Genomic DNA, 22,052 nt, shown 5'->3' with positions numbered 1-22,052 from the left:
TACCCTGTTTTAAAAGACGATAAATTAACGATTTCAACTATTTGGAAGGGACATATAATCTCTAACCAAAGTTTTGAATTCTATCAAGCAGCAAGTATTGGTGGTAAGAATGGATTAAGAGGTTTTAGAAATGAACGCTTTTCTGGGCAAACATCCTACTTTCAAAACACCGATTTACGTTGGAATATTACACGTTTTAATGCAGGAATACTTCCAGCTAAGTTAGGTGCCTTTACAGGGTTTGACTATGGAAGAGTTTGGTTGAAAAATGACAATTCCAACAAATGGCATACAGCTTATGGTGGTGGTTTATACGTAAACACTGCTGGACTTTTTACGTTTCAAACCTCCTACTTTTCATCATATGATGGCGGTCGATTTATGTTTGGGTTAGGTTTTGGATTTTAATCTGCAGGATATTAAAACAGCAACTTTATATTAAAAAATAATTTGTACTATATGAAACCGAGAGAAATTTTCATTGCATTTGCAACATTTACTTTACTCACAATCGGGATAGTTTCTATATTTTGGAAACCCGTTTTATGGAGTTTAATTGTCTTTTTACCAATAATAATTATAGGCGTTTATGATATTATACAAAGAAAGCATGCCATAAAAAACAATTTTCCGGTAATAGGGCGTTTAAGATATCTTTTAGAAACGTTTCGACCAGAAATTCAACAGTATTTTGTAGAAACAGAGACGGAAGGTACTCCTATAAACCGAATGTTTCGATCCTTAATTTACTCTCGTGCTAAAAATCAAAACGATACCACACCTTTTGGGACCAAATCAGATGTTTATCGAGTTGGATATGAATGTATGGCTCATTCTATGTATCCAAAACATCACGATGAAGTAGAACAAAATCCAAGAGTTTTATTTGGAGGAAAAGAGTGCAAGCAGCCTTATAGTGCAAGTATCTTAAATATTTCCGCTATGAGTTTTGGCTCGTTAAGTAAAAATGCTATTTTGGCTTTGAGTAAAGGTGCTAAATTGGGAGGTTTTGCTCACAATACGGGAGAAGGAGGGTTAAGCCCGTACCATTTAGAAGGCGGCGGCGATTTAATTTGGCAAATTGGTGCAGGATATTTTGGATGCAGAACGAAAGATGGGAATTTCTGCCAGGATACCTTTCAAAAAAATGCCATTAAAGACAATGTGAAAATGATTGAAATCAAGCTTTCACAAGGTGCAAAACCTGGTCATGGTGGTATTCTACCCGCAGCAAAAAATACTGAAGAAATTGCCAAAATAAGACATGTAGAACCACATACGGATATACTTTCTCCGCCATATCATACAGCTTTTAATAATGCTGAAGGTTTATTGTATTTTGTAAAACAATTGCGAGAACTTTCAGGAGGAAAACCTATTGGGTTTAAACTTTGTGTAGGTAGTGAAGATGAGTTTATTGAAGTTTGTGAGGCCATGAAAAAAACACAAATATTGCCAGATTTTATAACCGTTGATGGTGGTGAAGGTGGTACAGGAGCCGCACCTATCGAGTTTACTAATTCAATAGGGTTGCCAATTCGTGAAGGTTTGTCATTTGTAGTGGATAGTCTTATTAGGTATAACTTTAAAGAAAATGTTAGAGTCATTGCCTCAGGTAGAGTTTTTTCGGCTTTTCACATAATCCGATTAATTGCTTTGGGAGCAGATACGGTTAACAGCGCTCGCGCCATGATGATGGCTATTGGTTGTATTCAAGTCTTGCAGTGCAATACCAACACATGCCCTACTGGTGTAGCAACTCAAGATAAAAGTTTAATGAAAGGGTTAGACGTTAATGATAAATATGTTCGAGTAGCTAATTTTCATAAAAAAACGGTAGATAGTTATTCAGAAATGATTGCTGCTGCAGGATTGAGTAATGGCGACGAGATTCAACGAAAACACATTTTACACCGTTTAGGGCCTAATAAAATGGTAACTTATAAAGAATTATATCCAGAATTCTAATATTTACCATGAAAAAAATAATTTTCACCCTTATAGTTCTAAATATATTCTGGGCTTATGCACAAAACGATACAACTGCGGTGTACTGCGTTCCGGTTTTAAAAGACCTTCCTATTGGAAAAGGTCTTGTAATAGAATACCAAAACGTTTCAAATATTTCAATGGAAACGATTGATAAAACCGGCAATTTTACAAACACCAAAAGCAACATTAAATCGAACACTCATTTTCTGGCAAAACTTGAAATTCCTGTTGTAAATAAAGATTATTTAAGAATCATGGCAGGATTAAAATATAATAAAGAAGAATTTCATTTTAATGATGCAGAATTAAATCCATTTTATAAAAATTTAGAAGATAGAGGATTAAAAAGTATAGGAATGAATGTTTCTATGGTAAAACCCACAAAATCTAAAAAGTTTTGGGTCTTAAGAGCAAGTGCCGATTTAAATGGTGATTTTAAGGCTTTAAATTCGTTTTCCGATTATTTAAAATTTTCAATATCTCCAGCATTAGGTTGGAAAGTCAATGATAATTTTTCTTATGCACTTGGAGCCAGCTATAACTATCGTTTCGGAGACCCTCTTATTGTTCCAGTGGTAGCTTTAAATTCTATTTTTAACGAAAAATGGGATATGGAAGCTATTTTACCGTTGTTTATAAGATTGCGATATCAATATAACAGTGGGTTAATTTGGAGAAACACGGTAGAACTTGATGGGGCATCGTATAAATTAGATAATTTAAGTACAGAATTTGATAGTTACACCAATTTACATTTGCATCGTTCTGATATACAATTTTCTACAAGAGTGGAAAAAAAATTAATAGGCTGGCTTTGGGCAGCTTCAGAAATAGGTTTTAGAGAAAATTTAACCTACAATTTAACAAATTCTAACAAATCATATAACGATATAATCTTTGATAATACACTTAAAACAGCGTTGTTGTTTAATGTATCTTTATTTATATCACCAAGAAAATAATTTGAGCTATGCAAAAAGCAATTTACTTTATGCCTGATATTAGTGGATTTACAAATTTTGTAAATAACACCGAAGTAGAGCATAGTATACATATTATTGCCGAATTACTTGAAATTTTACTCGATAATAACACTTTAGGTTTAGAGTTGGTCGAAATTGAGGGAGATGCCTTGTTTATGTATGTCACTAATATTCCGAGTTATAATGAACTGATGAAACAAGTAACTATAATGCATGAAGCATTTCATAAACATACTCAAAACTATGATTCTTTGCGTATCTGTAATTGCGGTTCGTGTAAAACAACTACCAATTTAGAACTTAAATTTTTGGTTCATTATGGTGATTTAAATTTTATAAAGGTGAAGCATATAACCAAACCTTATGGAAGGGATGTTATTAAAATTCATAGACTATTAAAAAATAAAATTACCTATGATGAATATGTTCTTTTTACCAATTCTGTTTTTGAATTATTTGAAAATCAAACACATGATAGTTGGGAAAAAACGACCGAAGACTATGATTTGATCAGTTTGGTTTACTTTTATAAAAATTTAGGATCTGTAAAATTTAAAATTCAAAAGTTAAATCCTTTATCAGAAGAACATATTGATAAACCTATTTTAACTATAGAAAAAACATTCAATGCCAATATTGAAACTATTTATAGTTATATAACAGAGTTAAAACATCGGCATCTTTGGGACAAAGAAGTCAAACGAATTGAATATGATGCTAGCAAAGTGAATCGCATTGGAACAGAACATAACTGCATTTTAAATTTGGGAAGTTTAAAGTTTGAAACGATTACTGAACCTTCTTCAGATAGTTTAACTTATGGAGAAAAAACGAAGGAAATGAAGTTTACCCGTGATTTTTCATATCTTATCAAGCTTAATAAAATTGATGCCAACAACACTAAAGTCGTCTTAAACATCTATATAACATTTTCAACTATTGGGACTTTTATGAAAAATAATATTTTAAAATTAGTTACTAAAATGTGGAATAAAAAATTAGATGATTTACACGAAATATCAAAAAAGGAAAATTCAATAATAAATAGTCACAATGAATAGAGTAGTTCAAAACGCATCACAATATGTGCTTGAGTATTTAAACAATCATTTAAATACAAGTTTTATTTATCATAATTATAAACACACGCATTATGTAGTTTCAAAAATAGAAGAATTACTTCAATCTATTGACTTAACAACTGAAGAAAAGGAAATTATACTTTTAGCAGGTTGGTTTCATGATATAGGATATACCGTAAATAAAGCCAAACATGAAGATCATAGTATGGCTATTGCAAAAAAATATTTAGAAGAACAGAATTATGATGCTGCTAAAACGGCTCAAGTTTTAGCGTGTATTAATGCTACAAAACTTGGTGAAAAACCATCTAATTTATTAGAAGAAATTATTTCTGATGCAGATTTTGCCCATTTAGCAGATACCAATTATAAAAACATATCAGAAAATCTTCGATTAGAATTTGCCAACACCGATTGTGGTATGTATTCTAATGAAGAATGGCTTGATGAAAACATAAAAGTTTTTACTAACCATAAATACTATACCAAAGAGGCTAATTTGAAATGGAGTTCTGTAAAAAATGAAAACCTAAAAGCATTACATAAGCAATTAAAGAAACAGGTTAAAAAGGCAAAAAGCAAAACGAATTCAGATAATCGTTCGGAGCGTAGTGTAGATACTTTGTTTAGAGTCACTTTAAAAAATCATATAACATTAAGCGATATTGCTGATACAAAAGCTAATATTTTACTATCAGTAAATGCAATCATTATTTCAATAGCTTTGTCCAATTTAATTCCAAAGTTTGATAATCCTAAAAATGCTTTTTTAATATATCCAACTATTATTTTTGTAGTGTTTAGTGTTGTTGCAATAATTTTATCCGTGATTGCGACAAGACCAAGTATAACTTCTGGAAAATTCACTAAAGAAGATGTGGCCAACAAAAAAGTAAATCTTTTATTTTTTGGAAATTTTCATAAAATGACTTTGCCTGAATTTGAAGAAGGCATCACTCAAGTCATGAATGATAAAGATTATTTATACAGTTCTATGACTAAAGACTTATATTTTTTGGGTAAAGTTTTAGATAGGAAATATCGAATTTTAAGATGGACCTATTCAATTTTTATGATTGGAATTATTGTTTCTGTAATAGCATTTGCTGTTTCTTATAAATATTTATGTGTTGTAGTATGATTTCTAAAAAAGTAACATTCAAAAATAATAAAGGTCAAATTTTAGCTGCTCGATTAGAATTGCCTGAAAATGAAACACCAAGAGCATTTGCTCTTTTTGCGCATTGTTTTACATGTAATAAAAATTTAACGGCAGTTCGAACTATTGGTAAAACTTTAATACAAAAAAATATTGCTGTTTTACGTTTCGATTTTACAGGTTTAGGCGAAAGCGAAGGTGATTTTGAACACACCAATTTTTCATCAAATGTTGAAGATTTGTATAGTGCGGCTCAATTTTTAGAAGAAAATTATCAATCACCTTCTTTATTAATAGGTCATTCGCTTGGTGGTGCTGCGGTTTTGTTTGCTTCAGCAAAGATGCCATCAGTTAAAGCAATTGCAACGATAGGAGCACCTTCAAACCCTGAGCATGTGGCACATCTTTTTAAAAATAGCGTTGACGAAATTAATGCCTCAGGAAAAGCGCTTGTATCCATAGGAGGAAGAGAATTCACCATTCAAAAACATTTTTTAGATGATATTCAAGATAAAAACATAAAGCATAGTTTAGACGAATTTAGAAATTCAATTCTCATTATGCACTCTCCTCAAGATACAACCGTAGGTTTAGATAATGCAGCCGAAATTTATAAAGCTGCACGTCATCCAAAAAGTTTTGTGTCTTTAAATGGAGCTGATCATTTATTGTCTGATAAAAGAGACTCTGAATATGTTGGCAAAATTATATCAACTTGGGCAGATAGGTATTTGTAATGTGTTGGGCTAGTGAAGTTGAGTGTCGCAGTCGCAATAACTAATTAATTTTAAGAAGTAACCAATATATGATGGCGCTGCAAATTGCTGCAATAGGTAGTGTTAATAACCAAGACAACAGAATATTTTGTATAACCTTAAAATCGGCCTTTTTTGTAACTGTTCCTATACCAAAAATAGAACCAACAGATACATGAGTAGTTGAAACTGGTAGACCATGTATACTTGCCGTTGTAACTAAAAGCCCTGTGATTAAATTTGCAGTAAACCCTTGACCACTATTCATTGGAGTAATCTTCTTACTCATCATTTCTCCTACTTTTTTTGCATTTAATAATCCTCCTAAAGCCATTGCTATGGCCACAGTTAGCATGCCCCATTTAACGTCTAATGTGTTGATTACTATCAATAATCCAACAATCTTTGGCGTGTCATTTAGCCCTCTTGCAAAACTTACAATTCCTGCACTTAAATAATGAGCAAGGTCTAACATTTTTTGTGAATTGATGCCAATAAAATCACCTTGATACCTTTCAATGCACTCCTGTTCGTTACTTATTCTAACACCTGTTTGAGTTTCAGCTTCTACTGTAATCAATCCATTAAAGTTCATAGTTTTTGTTATAGGTATATATTCTTTGCCAACACAAATACAGGTTTTCTTTGTTACTCCTAAATTAATTCTCAATTTTCTAAATATTGTATAAGTTACCAGACTAACTATTGCAGCCATAAGCGGACTTACAATTAAAGGCATTAAAAATGTTCCTCCAAGTTTGGCAAAATTAAATGAAGCACCGACTGCAACCATTCCACTTCCAAATAAAGCACCTACTAAGCTATGGGTTGTGGAAATTGGCATTCCAATTTTAGTTGCAAAAAAAACGGTTATGGCAGCACCCAAAGCAATAGATATGGCAAATTCCGGTGATTGGATTAACGTGTCTGGAACTAAACCTTTTCCTGAAAAATTTTTAACTAAAGTGCTCGCAAAAAAAATAGCAGCAATTGAGCCTGAAATTGTTGTTAATGTTGCCCAAGTTATTGCTCCTTTATAGTTTGTAGTACCACTACCAAATAGTGTTGCGACTCCTTTAAAATTATCATTTGCTCCATTACTAAAGGCGAGAAAACAAGCTGCTAAAAAAAGAAAGATTAAAATCATATGCTATTATATTGTATGAGTAGTCGTTTAGCCCGAATGAAAATAAAATAGTAGTCGAAGTAGAATTAGATTAATTACATTTTAAATATTCATACCTAGTCCAACTAGTTTATATTTTTTAAGAATTGTCAGTATTCAAGTTTTTACACGTCTGTTTGTTTAAACAACAAACTAATGAAAGCACTTGTAATTTCTGGTGGTGGTAGCAAAGGTGCTTTTGCTGGAGGTGTGGCAGAATACCTTATCGACGACTGCTGTCATCAATACGATTTGTTTGTTGGTTGTTCTACAGGTAGTTTATTATTATCTCATTTGGCCATTGGAAAAATAGACAAAATTAAAAAAGTTTATACTTCTGTTTCTCAAAATGATATTTTTAGCATTAATCCCTTCAAGATAAAAAAAACAAAAACAGGCTATAAAACCTCTATACATCATTTTAATACCATTAGAACATTTATAAAAGGATGTCCAACATTTGGTGAAAGTGATAACTTAAGAAAGCTAATTAGAAACAGCATATCACACGAAGATTTTAATACTATAAAAGAGCATAACAAAAAAGTAATTTTTACGGTTTCAAATCTTACGTTAGATACGATAGAATATTTCAATTCAGACGATTGTAATTATGAAGATTATTGCGATTGGGCTTGGGCTTCCTGTAATTTTACGCCATTTATGAGTATTTTGGATAAAAATAATTATCAATATGCCGATGGTGGTTTTGGTAGTTATGTGCCTATTTTATGCGCCATAGAAAATGGAGCTTGTGAAATTGATGTCATTATTTTAGAAAATGAAAATAGCAGTACAAAATATCCTAGGATTACAAATCCATTCTCATTATTATTTAGAACCTTTAAATTTATGAACCATCAAAATAGTACGAAGGATATAATTATTGGGAAGCTTATAGGATTAAATAGAAAGGTGAATATCAATTTTTATTATACACCATATCAATTAACAGAAAACCCTTTAATTTTTGATGCAGAAGAAATGACACAATGGTGGAAAGATGGGTATGCATTTGCTAAATCTAAAAACCCAGTTAGTTTTTGCCTTATTCCAAATAGTAATGATTAATACAAGTATGAAAAGCCAAAAATCTTTAGTAGAACTTTCAAGCGCATTATTGCTTAATGTGAAATTAAATAAGGATACAACCGCTCTAAAGCAGCAACTAAGAGTCCTTTCTTTTGAAGAATTACAACATCAATTAAATAGGGATGAGTCTAAGAAAACCTTTTGGATTAATATATACAATGCGTATTTTCAGTTGTTGTCTAATCCAGGAAAAGCGAAACGGAAAACCATTTTCACGCAAAAATCAATTGAGATTGCACAGAATACATTTAGTCTAGACGACATAGAACATGGTATTTTAAGAAGGTTTAGATGGAAATGGAGTTTTGGATATCTGTCGAATCCTTTAGTGTCGTCATTAATTAAAGCTTTAGCAGTTCAAACAATAGACTATCGCATTCATTTTGCTCTAAATTGCGGTGCCAAAAGCTGTCCGCCCATAGCTTTTTATACTCTTGAAAAATTGGATGAAGAATTAAATTTTGTCACGGAATCATTCCTTTATTCTGAAACTTCTATTGACGATAATAATAAAACCGTATCCACATCAAAATTACTGTATTGGTATTGTGCTGATTTTGGTGGTTACTTCAAAATAAAAAATGTTCTGAAAGATGTTTTAAATCGAGATTTCACTAACTATAAACTCTCATTTAATGCCTATAGTTGGGAAACCCAATTAAACAATTTCATGTGATATAAAAGTTTTGTTTTTTTTTTAATTGATTTTAGAAATGACAATTTTTAACAAATTATGATGTTCATTTTATGAGTCCTTCAATCAGGACAGAGGTACTTTCAATACATCCACTATATCAAGTAAATTAAATAATGATTAGAGTTTGTCAGGATTGTAGCGTTTGTCAGTCTGTTTATAAAATAAGTTATATTTTACAGATGCAACTCACCTTTCAGACTTTATGGCAAAAAATCAAACTACCTTTCAGACAAGGGTTAAGTAGAAATCAAATTGCAAAAGCCATAATTGTGAGTTTATTGGTTACGGTGCTTCCTATATTTGGCGTTACTACAATTCTTTTAACTTTTTTAGCAGTTAAATTTAAGCTTAACTTACCAATTATGGTTGCCGTCGGTTATACTGCAACCCCTTTGCAGTATATATTTTTTATACCATTTATTCATGTGGGAGAGACCATTTTTAATACAAAACACACCCTATTAACAGTTATAGAAATTAAAAATGCTTTTGAATCCTCGTTTTTCCATACCATAAAACAGCTTGTTTTTGAATTAGTTTGTGGTGTAAGTGGGTGGGTGGTATTGGCGTTACCAATTGCTTTGATGAGTATTATGTTAATAAATAAAATATATATATCTAAAAATGAAACAATCTGAAGTTACTTTTTTAAAGAATTATTTCATGTTGTTTTTAAGTTTTTCTCAAAAGCAATTAATTTTTAAAATTACAACAGTCAATAAAATATAGCACATGCAACTCACAAAAAATTTAGGGTATCTGGGTCTTCTAGGAGCAATATTAGTAGGGATAGGTGAATTCTATTTACATTATTCCCCTCATATTTTAGATTCCGCGACAGATTATGAATTTTTCAAATTTGTATCACTTGAAAACTTAACAACAGGGCATTTTCTTTCCGTTATTGGTTTACCTTTTTATTTTGCCGGTTACATTCATATTTACAGAATGCTTAAATCCGGTAACGAAACTTTAGCTAGAATAGTTTTAGGATTGGGTTTTGTGTCATTTGCAATAGGAGGTGTCTGGATTGGTTCTCGCGCTTCAATAGGGAATATTGTTCATTTAAAAGGCGCCTTTGATGCAGTGAATTATCAAAATATTATAGACAATTATACCAATCATTTGGAGGTTCTAGTAAAAGCACTACGTGTTGTTATAGCTGTACTTTCCATAGTTTTTGTTATAGCCATTTTAAAAGGGAGCACATATTATAAAAAATGGATGGCCATTTTTAGCCCTATAGCCATTCTCTTATTATTAGTTATCTTAGGGAAACTCATTCCTACAATTGGTAAATATTTGTTGCCAATATTAATGAATGTAACACATTTTATACTCTTTTCACTTTCACTTTATCAATTAAATAAACTAACTAAAAGCAATTGCAATGTCAAGTAAAAACAAAAAAAATGTAACAAGCGTCTTTAAAAAAATCTTTAAGATAATAGGAGTTATACTATTAGCACTTATTGCTGTGGTCATTTATTTTTTCTGGAATGATGCCGTTTCAGATAAATATGATATTACAATAAGTGAAGATAAAATACCCAGTTTTAGTCAAGTAGAATTAGATTTTGCTCATCAATATAATGGCGATAAATCGCTTCCAATAGCACCTTCTGCGTTAATTGATATTGATAATGATAATGTTGATGAAGTGTTTTTTGGAGGAGGAATGAATCAGGAAGATGCCATTTTAGCATTTAGAAACAACAAATTTGTTAATATTTCTTCTGAAGTCAACTTACCTAAAAAAGGAACGGAAACCACAAGTACTGGTGTAGTTTCAGCCGATTTTGACAATAATGGATTTACAGATTTGCTATTAAGTCGTGAAGATGGACTTCGAATTTACTACAATTTTGATGGCAAATTCACCGAAAAAGTTATTGATACACCAATGAATGAAAAATCTATCCCAGCAGGGTTAACTGTTGCAGATATTGACAAGGATGGTGATTTAGATATTTTTATGTCCACATACCTAAAAAAGAACTTGATGGAAGGTCAAACCATTTTTGAAGATAAAACCTACGGTTCTACCAGTGAATTATTATTAAATGATGGCCATGAAAATTTTACCAGCATTACTAAACAATCAGGACTTGAATATGTACATAACACCTTTATGGCTGTTTTTGTAGATATAGATAATGATACTAATATAGACTTAGTTGTAGCGCATGATACAGGAGAAGTAAGAACGTATAAAAACAATGGAAATCTTACGTTTACAATGAAAGAGAACCCAACAACTAACAAATTTGCGTATCCTATGGGAATTGCTGTTGGGGATTACAATAATGATGGATTGGTAGATTTTATGTTCTCTAATACTGGGAGTACCTTGCCAAGGGCGTTGGCAAAAGGAGATATTAAAGATGCCTCAAAATTTAATGAAAAATGGATTTTATTACGCAATGATGGTCATTTTAAATTTACCGATGTTGCCGCCGAAACTAAAATTGCAGATTATGAATTTTCTTGGGGCTGTACATTTTCCGACATGAACAATGATGGTCTTCAGGATTTAATGGTGGCCGAAAATTATGTGGATTTGGCTCCAAATAAAATATTTCGTTTAAAAAGTCGATTTTTAGTGCAAAAAGAAGATGGAACATTTGCACCTACCGAAGCGGAAAGTGGCGTTGTAAATCCGCATTTTGGAATTACGGCTTTGGTGAGTGATTTTAATAAAGATGGCTATTTAGATATGATTTGGACCAATATTGATACACCATCATTAGCCTATATTAATAAAGGAGGTGTCAATAATTTTATTCAAATAGATTTAGAAGATTCTGCTAAAGACCAAGGAGCGAAAGTCACTATTACAACAGCAACAAAAACAATAACGGAGTGGTTAGTAACTGGTGAAGGTTTAGCAAGTGACCAAACAGCTTTGTTACATTTTGGTTTAGGACAAGATACGGAAGTAAAAAAGGTTCTGGTACAATATTTAAACGGAAAGACGGACGAAGTAATTAATCCTAAAATCAATACGATTTTAAATATAAAATCTGAAAGAGAAAAACTGAAAATTAAAGATTCGATTAATCTAAATTAAAATTAATTATTAAGAAATGGTTACAAAAAAAGTATTGTCAATTGCTATAACAATTCTACTGCTCATAGGTATTTGGGGAACAGGTGGATTGGTATGGAATGAAATCCAAACAGGAAATGGATGCCCTAAAATTTGGATTATTCCGGCATGTGTTATAGTGTTTATTTGCTTTTTAATTCCTCTTATTGCACATATTTTAAATAAATGGAATCGACTGTATTTTGTTTTTACAGGACTTGCATTAACTATTGCCATTATTGCATCTTTCATGCAATTTACGGGCAATGGAGAATGCCCAAAATTAGATAATGGAACACCAATGTGTTACTTGTCATTCCTTATATTTTCCACGTTAATCGGATTAAAAATAACCTTGTTGAATAAAGAAAACCACTAATATGAAATCGTTTAAATTATTCAAGAAACTATAATAATATTAAAAATCACTAAATGAATACAATACAATTTTTTGGAGCCGATTGGTGTCCTGATTGCCAAAGAGCAAAAGCATATTTAAAAGAAAACAAGATCGATTTTAATTTTGTTGATGTTGATTTAGATAAAGAGGCAACTGCTAGGGTTGAAGCAATCAATAATGGAAAACGGATAATCCCGACCATAATTATTAATGATAAACCATTCACTAATCCTGATAATGCCATACTTGCCAATACATTAGGAATCAACAAAAATGGAAGAGTGGTACTATATGGGGCCAACTGGTGTCCAGACTGTCAACGTGCAAAATCATATTTACAGGACAACCATATTAATTTTCAATTTATTGAAGTAGATAAACACGATTGGGCTGCAAAATTGGTTGAAGAAACCAATAAAGGAAAACGCATTATTCCAACAATTTTCATAGATGATGTTGCGTATACGAATCCTGACAATGCTATTTTGAAAGACGTTTTATCAATTGGTCATGAAACAGAAAAAACAGTATATGATAGTATTATTGTAGGCGCCGGAGCTGCTGGTTTAACGGCTTCCATTTATATTCAAAGAGATCGTTTTAATTCGTTAATCCTTGAAAAAAAGAACATTGGCGGAAATGCTTTTCTAACTGAAAAAATTGAAAACTATCCAGGTTTTACTTCCATTTCAGGACCGGAGCTCACGCAAAAGATGGCTGAACAGGCTAAAACTTATGGGGCAAAAATTGAAACAGGAGTTTCAGTAAACGCTATTCAAAAAACAGGCACAACTTTTTCTGTAACAACAAATATGGGGCAATACGAAAGTAAAACCATTGTATTGGCATTGGGTTCAACATATCGAAAATTAGGAATCCCTAATGAAGCAGATTTAATTGGAGCGGGTATTCATTTTTGTGCAACTTGCGATGGTGCATTTTATAGAGATAAGGAGATTATTGTTATTGGTGGTGGAAATAGCGCTTTAGAAGAAGGGGTGTTTTTAGCTAAATTTTGTAAAAAAGTCACTATTGTAAACCGAGGCACTGAATTTACTGCGTCACAAACTTATATTGAAAAGCTGCCTTCAATTAAAAACATCGAAACCTATATGAACAAGGAGTCGGTAGAATTTATTAAAAATGAAAAAGGCAATTTCAAAGGTTTAAAGATAAAAGACGTGGAATCTGGAGAAACACAAGAATTATATGCTGATGGTGCGTTTATATTTATTGGGCTTATCCCAAATACAGACAGTATAAAGGATTTTATACAACTAAATGAACAAGGTTTTATTACTACTACTGGATTGGCTGAAACCAATGTAAAAGGCATATTTGCCGCTGGAGATTGTCGAGAAGGTGCTATTGCACAGGTAGCCGCTGCTACAGGAGAAGGTGTTTTGGCAAGTTATGGCGTACGGCAATATTTTAGTTAGAGTGCTGTCTTCATTATGAAACTTAAAGGTGGAAAATCAATGTATTATTATAAGCCTAAAAATATTTCTTCAAAGAAAGCACCGAAATTATAAGTGATACATGTTAAAATCCAAAAAATTAAAATCAGAAATCACCTGTCCGAACTGCGGACATAAAAAAGAAGAAGATATGCCAAAAGATGCATGTCAGTTTTTTTATGAATGTGAAAATTGTAAAAATGTTTTACGTCCATTGGAAGGAGATTGCTGTGTGTATTGCAGTTTCGGAACAGTTGCCTGTCCATCAATTCAAGAGAAAAAGGATTGTTGCTAAAAGGAAAGCGCTTAAGAACTAAATATTTCTTGATTGAGAATAACTTAAAATAACTATAAGGATTATCTATATTAGATCATAACAGTTAAATATTAAAATAAAAACTATCTGTCAGGATTTCTGAAAGTTGCGTCTGTTTATATATCACGTAATCTAATAGAAATCTAAATGAAAGCACTCTTTTTATTCTTTTTTTTATTTTCAGTTAGCATGTTTTCGCAAACTTGTTGTTCTGGGGGTGTCCCACTATCAAATAATCTAGGATTACCCAATGAAGGGAAAGGTGTATTTGTAATGGGTTTAAATTATGATTATAACAACCTAAACACATTAAATGCAGGAACCGAAAAATTAGATGATAATTCTAGACAACGGATAACAAACTCCCTATTGCTAAATTTTGGGTACTCTTTTACCGATAGATTGTCAGTTGAGACTCTTTTTACCTGGGTAAACCAAACTAGAATCATTACACAATTTGGGAATGAGAATGTTACAGAAACTTCAGGCATTGGGGATGCTGTTTTATTGGTTAAATACTCGATTCCTGATTTACTGGGAAAGAGAACCATTTTAAATATTGGAGCAGGAACTAAAGTGCCTTTTGGTAAATCTGATATACTTAGTGATCAAGGCATTCAACTTACTGCAGATTTGCAACCAGGTAGCGGTGCTTGGGATGGAATAGGATGGTTATCTGCATCCAAGCAGATGAATTTCAGGCCATCGGCAACCGTCTCTGCAACGGCTACTTATAGATTTACGGGCGTAAATGACTCTTATTTAAACAATGCAGCAACTTATGAATTTGGAAATGAAATACAAACAAATTTAGGATACTCAGATCAGTTCTTTATGCTTAATACCCTATTCAATCCTGGATTAATTTTTAAGTATCGTAAAGCTTTTGAAGATAAGATTGATGATATAGGTATCCCTAATACAGGTGGAGAATGGGTTTTTATTCGTCCAGAATTAGGCGTGAAATTATCACCTCAAATGAATATCGTTTCAAGAGTTGAGTTGCCTTTATACAGTAACGTCGTAGGAACGCAACTCACACCAACAGTTAGATTTACTATTGGAATTACAATAAAGATTAAAACAAAAAAAGAAAACAGTTTAAATATAATACCATGAAAAAGAAAATTATCACATTCGTATGTGCTGCTGGTTTATTGATTTCCTGTAGTTCAGATAGCACACAAGACTCAAATTCAAATGAAACCCCAAACGATAATCCAACTCCAGAACCAGGAACTGTTACTTGGAGTATTCCACAGTCCGAAGTTTTGGATGGCGGTCCAGGAAAAGATGGGATACCAGCATTGATAAATCCAAACTTTGGTGCAATTGGGTCTATAAATTATTTGTTGGATACTGATTTAGTTATCGGGTTTAAGCAAGACGATGACATCAGGGCATATCCTCATGCTATTTTGGATTGGCATGAAATAGTAAACGATAATATAGGAACTGTTTCTGTCGCGGTTACCTATTGCCCTCTTACAGGCACCGGTATTGGATGGAATAGAGTTATAAAAGGAAAGGAAACTACATTTGGTGTTTCAGGATTATTGTATAATACCAATTTAATTCCTTATGATAGGGAGACCAATAGTAATTGGTCTCAGATTTTGAATGAATCTGTTAACGGGTCTTTATTAGGTGAAAAGGCTAAATTAATTAAGTTGTTTGAAACCGATTGGAAAACATGGAAAACTATATATCCAAATTCAAAGGTGTTAACTACCAATACAGGGTTTTCTAGAACCTATGGTCGGTCACCTTATGGAGACTACAACACAAATAATGATCGCTTTTTATTTCCAGTTCCCAAGGACTCGAGGTTGCCATCAAAAGAAAGGGTGCTTGCTATTATAGACAATGGTGATGCAAAAGCATACAGATTTCAAAGTTTCACATCAAATAATATAATTAAAGATTCCTTTAAAGGAAAAAATTATGTATTAACTGGGAATCAAAACTTTATACTTTCTTTTGAACTAGAGAGTAATACAGCCGAGTTACTATTTGAATATGTTTATTCAGGAACTGAAGTAATATTAAAGGACAATGAAGGTACTGAATGGAATATATTCGGAGAAGCTGTATCTGGGCCAAGAACAGGGCAATTTTTGAAACCCGCTCCTGCATTTATGGGGTTTTGGTTTTCAATACCTGCATTTTATACAACTGTAATATATGGAATCTAAACCATGTTTGTTATTCAATTAAAATATTTAAAAATGAAAACAATATTATTTATAAGCTTAATTTTCTTTGTGGCTGTTGGATTATACAGCTTTAAAGAACCTAAAATCGACGAAATTGATGAACTTAAAGGAATTCATTTTTTTGACGGTACTTTTAACGAAGCTTTGGTTAAAGCTAAAGATTTAAATAAGCCCATTTTTTTAGATGTGTATGCTAAGTGGTGTGGGCCCTGTAAATTACTAAAGCGAACCACTTTTAAAGATGAAGAGGTTGGTACGTACTTTAATAACAATTTTATAAGCATAGCTATCAATGGTGAAACTAAAGAAGGAAATGAAATAATGAAAAAATATAATATTAGTGCTTATCCGTCATTGCTAATAATTGACAGTAATGGCGAGGTAAAAACTAGAGAAGTTGGATTTAAGAAACCAAGAGTTTTAATCAATTTTGGAAGACGTGTAATTCCTTAATCGTTAATAATTTAAACCTTTTATTAAATGAATTTTAAGACACCATTTTTTATTTTATTTTTTTTAGTTTCAATACAATTGTTTTCACAATCTGATGAAAATACTTCTAAGAGAAAAATAGAAATAGGAACCGAATTACAGGTATACCCAGTTGGTTATATGACTATGATAACTTCGAATATTTTCATAAAGGAAGATTTAGCGCTTCGATTTAGATTAGGTGGTAATTTCGCTAACCGAGAAGATTTTAGTGGGTTTAATGATGACGAAGTTGCGGAAGGTTTTGGAGGAAGTTTTGGTTTAGTAAAATACGTTTCTTACTGGAAAGGTAATTTTATTTTTGGAGCTTCATTAGACACTTGGAATATGTGGACCAAATGGAAGGATGGTATAAACACATCAAACCCTACATCTGGAACCACATACAATTTAGTCATACAACCCTGGGTAAATGCTGGCTATTTATATAATCTATCAAATAAATGGAATGCAGGAATTTCAGTAGGACTTGGAAGAGAAATAAATATCATAACTCGCGGTGAAAATGTAGGTGAAGGTTGGATGGGTATTGCGACATTTTCATTGAATTATATTTTAAATTAATTCCTAATATTCTATTTTTAAGAAATCCTACCACCCCTATAGAAAGTCCAAATGCAGGGGCAACTATACCAAAACCACCGACTTCTTTAAACCCTGATAAAAATCAAAAAAAATAAGTTTTGGGTTTGGATATATTTAGGTTAGAGTTTTTGTGTTGAATTATATGATAATAATCCAAAAAGGAAAAAGTTAATGAGGTAATTTAACAAGTAAATAGAATTATGAAAAAGGAGATATTTGATATAGGAGATACTATAACATTAAAATCAGACCCATTAACGTATTAGATATAACGCCGTTAAAAGTCATCCAGTACATTCCCTTCCATTCCGCGAAAAGCTACATTTCTGGGAAAGCACTTCACTTAAAAAATCTTGTACACAATCCCAAAGTTGAAAGGAGGTTCCATTTATAATCAACGATTAATATCAAATCTTGTCATTACAACAAAGATTTCAACTTTGGAATAGCGTCCGCTTTAGAAACAAATCACTTCATCCTTTTTCTTCACAAAGTTTTAAAATTCTGAACGAGACGGACTGCATAACCAGTCGCGCACTCCCTTTTATAAGTCCTTACTCATACTGAATTTTAGTATTGGTTACTGAAAAGGTAACGTGCCGGCACTATGGGAAGTAAATGGAATAGAATGAATCGTACGTTCATTGTTCTGATACAATTGTACCAAACTACTCTAAATATTAAAACTCTGCTTAATCAAGTTTTTTTAAAAAGGAAAACGCTCTGGATATAATAAGTATATGGATATATGCCATTATGGCAACCAATTGACAGCATTTTAAACCAAATTATATGGCGTAAATATTGTTCTATTTTAAGTAAGGTCAAAAAATTAAAATCATTTTTTCGTCGGTTTTATTGTGGAAAGTTTAAAAAATCAATATAAGTCCTGTTAAAAAATGTATTGATACCATTCATCCAAATTAGGCTATTTAGCTTTTGGTAAAAAGTATGAAAGACCGAAATGAAATGAAGGGATGGAGTAGCAAGAGGGTAACACGCTCACGCGATGTTACAGTTGAGATTATTATGTAAATTATTGAAAATCAATTATTTATAAATTTAAAAAAATATTGAAAGCAAACGCTTTGCAGCAAAACGCTTTAAAACCCTTGAAAACAGGCATTTATTTGCAGCAAAAAATGACAGGATATTCAAAATACAGCTTTTCTGGGATCAATGTAAAGAAGGACGTTGCCATAAAATTTAGAAAATTCTCAAAACAGATTTCTAAATCCCATACAGATGCCTTGGAAGCCATGCTCCATTTCTTTGAACGGAATGATTTGTCACCAGACGAGGATTTAGGAATCAATAACAATAGAACAAACAAACGCATCAATGCTGTGATAGCCATTTTAAAGAATATTGAAAAGCACCAAACCAAACCGACTGCAGCAATGCTGCAATCTCTTTTTGAACAAGCTGAACCACCTAAAAAGAAATTGATTTTAGAAAAAAATGTAGAAGAAAAAAAAGAAGTACGTTTTCGAGAAATCAAAAACCCAAAAATTGATGAATAATGGAGACGGTAAACTACATATCACATCTCAATACTATCTTGGAAACGTTTAATAACGATGAGCGAATTAAGCAAGGGCATATCACTTTGTATCTGGCATTCTTTCAGTTATGGAACCGAAAGTTTTTCAAAGAGACCTTAACCATAAATCGTGAGCTAATAATGGAACGTGCAAAAATCAAATCAAAAACAACTTATCATAATCATGTGCGCGATCTTGATGCCTGGGGTTATCTTATATATTATCCATCATATCATCCATCTAGAGGTTCTAAAATTAAGATAACCAGAGCTTGTATCAAAAGTGGTACAACCATTGGTACACAGGAGGTTCAAAATTTGGACAACAGCGTCCCAGAACCTAGCCAAAATTTGGTATCTTCTTATAAACTTAAAACAAAAGAAAACTTTAATAAACTGGCAAGGCCAAAAAATGAATTAGTTGTTTTAGAGTTTTTTAAAGAAAACAATTGGCCAGCTATTGAAGGAAAAAAATTCTATGCATATTATGAAACAAAAAATTGGAAACTGAGTAGAGGATTGAACATTCAAAACTGGAAAGAGAACGCTAAAAATTTTGTTGAAAAAGGTATTATAATAAAGGCGAAATACACTAGTCCATCTTCTGACTATGTGGATAATTTGCGAAAATATGATAATAGTGATAAAGATTATGGGATACCTCTATAATCTCTCATTTGAATTTTGATCGCAGAATTTCCATATCCTTACTCACTTTCATATCGAGAATTTTAGCGTAATGCTGTGTGGTTTTCAAATTGGTGTGCCCAAGCATTTTACTAACGGATTCAATTGGCACACCATTAGACAGGGTGACCGTTGTTGCAAATGTATGTCGGGCTAAATGGAATGTCAAATTTTTAGTGATTCCGCAGAGGTCGGCAATTTCTTTTATGTAGGCATTCATTCTTTGATTGCTTAACACTGGTAATACCACATTTTTTATTTTCATCAGCTCATTGTCCTTATATTTTTCTATAATTGTTTGAGCAATAGGCAAGATTGGGATATTACTTCGGGTATCTGTCTTTGTTCGTCTTGTTTTAATCCAGTTTTTACCATCAACACCAATAACAACATCATCTTTGGTTAGTTTTTTTACATCAGCATAAGACAAACCTGTAAAACAACAAAATATAAAAATATCACGCACTTGGTCCAAACGTTCTATTCGTAATTCCTTATCAATTATTTTTTGAATTTCTTCCTGCGTTAAAAATTCGCGATCAACTATTTTTAGTTTTCCTTTCCAATGAAGGAAAGGATCTTTATCAATCCAATCATTGGCGTGAGCAATACGGATAATCTTCTTAAAGTTTGTTACGTATTTTATGGCAGAGTTATGGGCACATTTTCGTGTAGTTTTAAGGTAATATTCAAATCCATTTATGAATTGATGATTGACATCTTGTACAGGAATATCGTTTTTTTTGTATTTCTTCTTTATAAATTCTGACACATGCTTTTTGCAAGTACAGTAACGCTGAGCAGTACCTGCGGAAAAATCCTTTCCAATCAGGCTTTCAACTTTGTCATTATGCTCTTGAAAGATTTCAAGAAGCATTTTTTTGGTTTTATCTTTTCCAAGAAGAACATTTCGAATATCTGTTGCAGAGTATGATTCATTATCACGTTCAAAATTTTGCTGTATGGAGTAAACCTTATTTTTTATAACACCTAAATGCCTGTTGATTTCTTGAGCTTCAGCAGAATTGCCAAGTGCAAGTTGAGTTTTAGAATTCCACCAATCTATATGAATTTTGCGGTGGATGCTGAATTCTGAGCGATGTCTGTCAAGTGTTATTCTCAGGTAAATGTTGGTCTTTCCTGAAGCATCTGTTTTGCTTTTTTTTATATAAAATAGAAGAGATATTGAAAGTGACATAATAATTTGTGCATCGATTTCCACCAATGTAGTAAAAAATATCGACTTTACCACAAGGTTAAATAACTAATATTCAGTTATTTATAAGTGTCTGGTGGAACTTTTTTTAGCCAATCAAGTGACACCGAATTTGCCCCTTTTTGATTGTATTCATTTGATATCAAATGAATACAAATAAAATTAAAAACCCTGTAAATCAATTATTTACAGGGTTTTTGGTGTCAATTGTACACCTTTCAGTGGAGAAGATGGGATTCGAACCCACGACCTCTTGACTGCCAGTCAAGCACTCTAGCCAACTGAGCTACATCCCCAATTTATTATTTTAATTCGCTTAGCACTAAAACTGGCAAGCTACTGTTAAAATCCTTTTTGTAAATCTGGTTTTTCTCCCATTTTTTCATGAAAAACCCTCTTTTTCTTCTTACTACACAAAGCATATCTGGATTGTGCAATTTATAATGCTCTAAAACACCATGATACGTCGTAGGGTTTTCAGAATAAATTATTTCCGATACAATATTAGACAATTCATCGTTTATATTAAAATCTCCTTCATTATAAAATGGAGTTTTTACTAACAAAAGATTTACAACAGCCTTAAAATTATCTTTTATTGCTTTAAGCGGGTTTAAAACACCTTCTTTTTTTATTATGGCCGATTTTACAGCCATTAAAATATTTTCGATTGGTTTGTAAACATAACCTTCCGGTATAATTAACGTAGGAATACCTGTTTGTTTAACAATTTTTCCTGACGTTTTTCCTAAAAACAAATCCTCATCTTCAGAATAAATTCTTGGCTCAATCAAAATCAAATCAATTTCCGCTGATTTACAAGCCAACTCAATGGTGTCAATAAATTTTCCTTTTAGCGCTCTTACAACAACCTCAACATTTTTGGTATCCACTTTAGATACTAAATCGTTTAAATAATTAATCGTATCTTCTTCTAGAATATGATCAATCTTTATCATGGTTCCTGCTTTGGTGTAAACATTATATACTTGCACAACGTAAAGTTTTGCTCCAAAGGCGTCAGCAAAATCTACAGCATATTGTAAATTACTTAAAGCATTTATTGAAGATCCAACAGGGACTAAAATATTTTTCATGGTTAAAAATTTTCAACTAATTTTGATGCA

23 protein-coding genes and 1 tRNA gene are annotated in these 22,052 nt (G+C 32.1%); 20 read left to right on the top strand and 4 right to left on the bottom strand.

The genetic code is table 11. The features are described from left to right. The 6 genes from EV196_RS19925 to EV196_RS12420 form a co-directional block, all read left to right on the top strand. Positions 1-408, top strand: a 408-nt coding sequence (locus EV196_RS19925) for a ShlB/FhaC/HecB family hemolysin secretion/activation protein (protein WP_317128017.1), incomplete at its 5' end; no start/stop codon positions are given. Positions 409-459: 51 nt separating this feature from the next. Beyond that, a complete protein-coding gene (locus tag EV196_RS12440; protein WP_132218080.1) occupies positions 460-1,968 on the top strand; it encodes an FMN-binding glutamate synthase family protein in 1,509 nt (502 codons plus the stop codon). Positions 1,969-1,976: 8 nt separating this feature from the next. Further along, a complete protein-coding gene (locus EV196_RS12435) occupies positions 1,977-2,954 on the top strand; it encodes a DUF6268 family outer membrane beta-barrel protein (RefSeq protein WP_132218079.1) in 978 nt (325 codons plus the stop codon). An 8-nt stretch (positions 2,955-2,962) separates the two neighbouring features. Continuing rightward, complete coding sequence (locus EV196_RS12430; RefSeq protein WP_132218078.1) at positions 2,963-4,036, top strand: DUF2652 domain-containing protein; 1,074 nt, start codon at positions 2,963-2,965, stop codon at positions 4,034-4,036. Then, the gene (locus tag EV196_RS12425) at positions 4,029-5,198 is read left to right on the top strand and encodes a Pycsar system effector family protein (RefSeq protein WP_132218077.1); all 1,170 of its coding nucleotides are present in this window, start codon (positions 4,029-4,031) and stop codon (positions 5,196-5,198) included. Before EV196_RS12430 ends, EV196_RS12425 begins: the two co-directional genes overlap by 8 nt. Beyond that, positions 5,195-5,953, top strand: coding sequence for an alpha/beta hydrolase family protein (locus EV196_RS12420; protein WP_132218076.1), 759 nt, complete (start codon positions 5,195-5,197; stop codon positions 5,951-5,953). Before EV196_RS12425 ends, EV196_RS12420 begins: the two co-directional genes overlap by 4 nt. Before the next feature lie 40 nt (positions 5,954-5,993). Here the strand turns inward: EV196_RS12420 and EV196_RS12415 are convergent, their stop codons facing one another. Continuing rightward, a complete protein-coding gene (locus EV196_RS12415; RefSeq protein WP_132218075.1) occupies positions 5,994-7,118 on the bottom strand; it encodes an inorganic phosphate transporter in 1,125 nt (374 codons plus the stop codon). Positions 7,119-7,292: 174 nt separating this feature from the next. Between EV196_RS12415 and EV196_RS12410 the strand changes: the two genes are divergently transcribed. The 14 genes from EV196_RS12410 (at position 7,293) to EV196_RS12345 (ending at position 19,691) form a co-directional block, all read left to right on the top strand. Then, positions 7,293-8,207 carry a patatin-like phospholipase family protein gene (locus EV196_RS12410; protein ID WP_132218074.1) on the top strand — a complete coding sequence of 305 codons (915 nt, stop codon included), beginning with the start codon at positions 7,293-7,295 and terminating at the stop codon, positions 8,205-8,207. Between the two features lie 7 nt (positions 8,208-8,214). Further along, positions 8,215-8,904: a DUF547 domain-containing protein gene (locus EV196_RS12405; protein WP_165876164.1), complete on the top strand. Its 690-nt coding sequence runs from the start codon at positions 8,215-8,217 to the stop codon at positions 8,902-8,904. Between the two features lie 200 nt (positions 8,905-9,104). After that, positions 9,105-9,563 carry a DUF2062 domain-containing protein gene (locus EV196_RS12400; RefSeq protein WP_132218099.1) on the top strand — a complete coding sequence of 153 codons (459 nt, stop codon included), beginning with the start codon at positions 9,105-9,107 and terminating at the stop codon, positions 9,561-9,563. 94 nt (positions 9,564-9,657) lie between these two features. Continuing rightward, positions 9,658-10,326 (top strand): DUF6796 family protein, encoded by a 669-nt coding sequence (locus EV196_RS12395; protein WP_132218072.1) that lies wholly within the window; start codon positions 9,658-9,660, stop codon positions 10,324-10,326. Continuing rightward, the gene (locus tag EV196_RS12390; RefSeq protein WP_132218071.1) at positions 10,316-11,995 is read left to right on the top strand and encodes a CRTAC1 family protein; all 1,680 of its coding nucleotides are present in this window, start codon (positions 10,316-10,318) and stop codon (positions 11,993-11,995) included. Before EV196_RS12395 ends, EV196_RS12390 begins: the two co-directional genes overlap by 11 nt. A 16-nt stretch (positions 11,996-12,011) precedes the next feature. Next, positions 12,012-12,392 (top strand): hypothetical protein, encoded by a 381-nt coding sequence (locus tag EV196_RS12385; protein ID WP_132218070.1) that lies wholly within the window; start codon positions 12,012-12,014, stop codon positions 12,390-12,392. Between the two features lie 53 nt (positions 12,393-12,445). Further along, complete coding sequence (locus EV196_RS12380; protein WP_132218069.1) at positions 12,446-13,852, top strand: FAD-dependent oxidoreductase; 1,407 nt, start codon at positions 12,446-12,448, stop codon at positions 13,850-13,852. A 100-nt stretch (positions 13,853-13,952) separates the two neighbouring features. Continuing rightward, positions 13,953-14,165 (top strand): GDCCVxC domain-containing (seleno)protein, encoded by a 213-nt coding sequence (locus EV196_RS12375; RefSeq protein WP_132218068.1) that lies wholly within the window; start codon positions 13,953-13,955, stop codon positions 14,163-14,165. Between the two features lie 168 nt (positions 14,166-14,333). After that, positions 14,334-15,305, top strand: coding sequence for a hypothetical protein (locus EV196_RS12370; protein WP_132218067.1), 972 nt, complete (start codon positions 14,334-14,336; stop codon positions 15,303-15,305). Beyond that, positions 15,302-16,381: a DUF3179 domain-containing protein gene (locus tag EV196_RS12365; RefSeq protein ID WP_132218066.1), complete on the top strand. Its 1,080-nt coding sequence runs from the start codon at positions 15,302-15,304 to the stop codon at positions 16,379-16,381. Before EV196_RS12370 ends, EV196_RS12365 begins: the two co-directional genes overlap by 4 nt. Positions 16,382-16,414: 33 nt before the next feature. Further along, on the top strand, positions 16,415-16,855 hold the full coding sequence (locus EV196_RS12360; RefSeq protein ID WP_165876163.1) for a thioredoxin family protein: 441 nt from the start codon (positions 16,415-16,417) through the stop codon (positions 16,853-16,855). 27 nt (positions 16,856-16,882) lie between these two features. Further along, entirely contained in the window at positions 16,883-17,458 is a 576-nt protein-coding gene (locus EV196_RS12355; protein ID WP_132218064.1) for a hypothetical protein, read from the top strand. A 1,133-nt stretch (positions 17,459-18,591) separates the two neighbouring features. After that, positions 18,592-19,002 carry a BfmA/BtgA family mobilization protein gene (locus tag EV196_RS12350; protein ID WP_317128016.1) on the top strand — a complete coding sequence of 137 codons (411 nt, stop codon included), beginning with the start codon at positions 18,592-18,594 and terminating at the stop codon, positions 19,000-19,002. Then, positions 19,002-19,691, top strand: coding sequence for a hypothetical protein (locus EV196_RS12345; RefSeq protein WP_132218063.1), 690 nt, complete (start codon positions 19,002-19,004; stop codon positions 19,689-19,691). The genes EV196_RS12350 and EV196_RS12345 overlap by 1 nt, the downstream gene beginning before the upstream one ends. A 4-nt stretch (positions 19,692-19,695) precedes the next feature. Here EV196_RS12345 and EV196_RS12340 read toward each other — a convergent pair whose 3' ends face one another. The 3 genes from EV196_RS12340 to EV196_RS12330 all read right to left on the bottom strand — a co-directional run bounded on the left by EV196_RS12340 (position 19,696) and on the right by EV196_RS12330 (position 22,022). Beyond that, positions 19,696-20,907 (bottom strand): site-specific integrase, encoded by a 1,212-nt coding sequence (locus EV196_RS12340; RefSeq protein ID WP_132218062.1) that lies wholly within the window; start codon positions 20,905-20,907, stop codon positions 19,696-19,698. Positions 20,908-21,147: 240 nt separating this feature from the next. Continuing rightward, positions 21,148-21,221, bottom strand: a tRNA-Ala gene (locus EV196_RS12335). A 6-nt stretch (positions 21,222-21,227) separates the two neighbouring features. Continuing rightward, complete coding sequence (locus EV196_RS12330) at positions 21,228-22,022, bottom strand: universal stress protein (protein ID WP_132218061.1); 795 nt, start codon at positions 22,020-22,022, stop codon at positions 21,228-21,230. Positions 22,023-22,052: the final 30 nt, after the last annotated feature.

It is taken from the genome of Mariniflexile fucanivorans, assembly GCF_004341235.1.
Taxonomy (GTDB): Bacteria; Bacteroidota; Bacteroidia; order Flavobacteriales; family Flavobacteriaceae; genus Mariniflexile; species Mariniflexile fucanivorans.
Note: the sequence above shows the minus strand (reverse complement) of the source record. Positions and strands in the feature narration are given on the sequence as shown.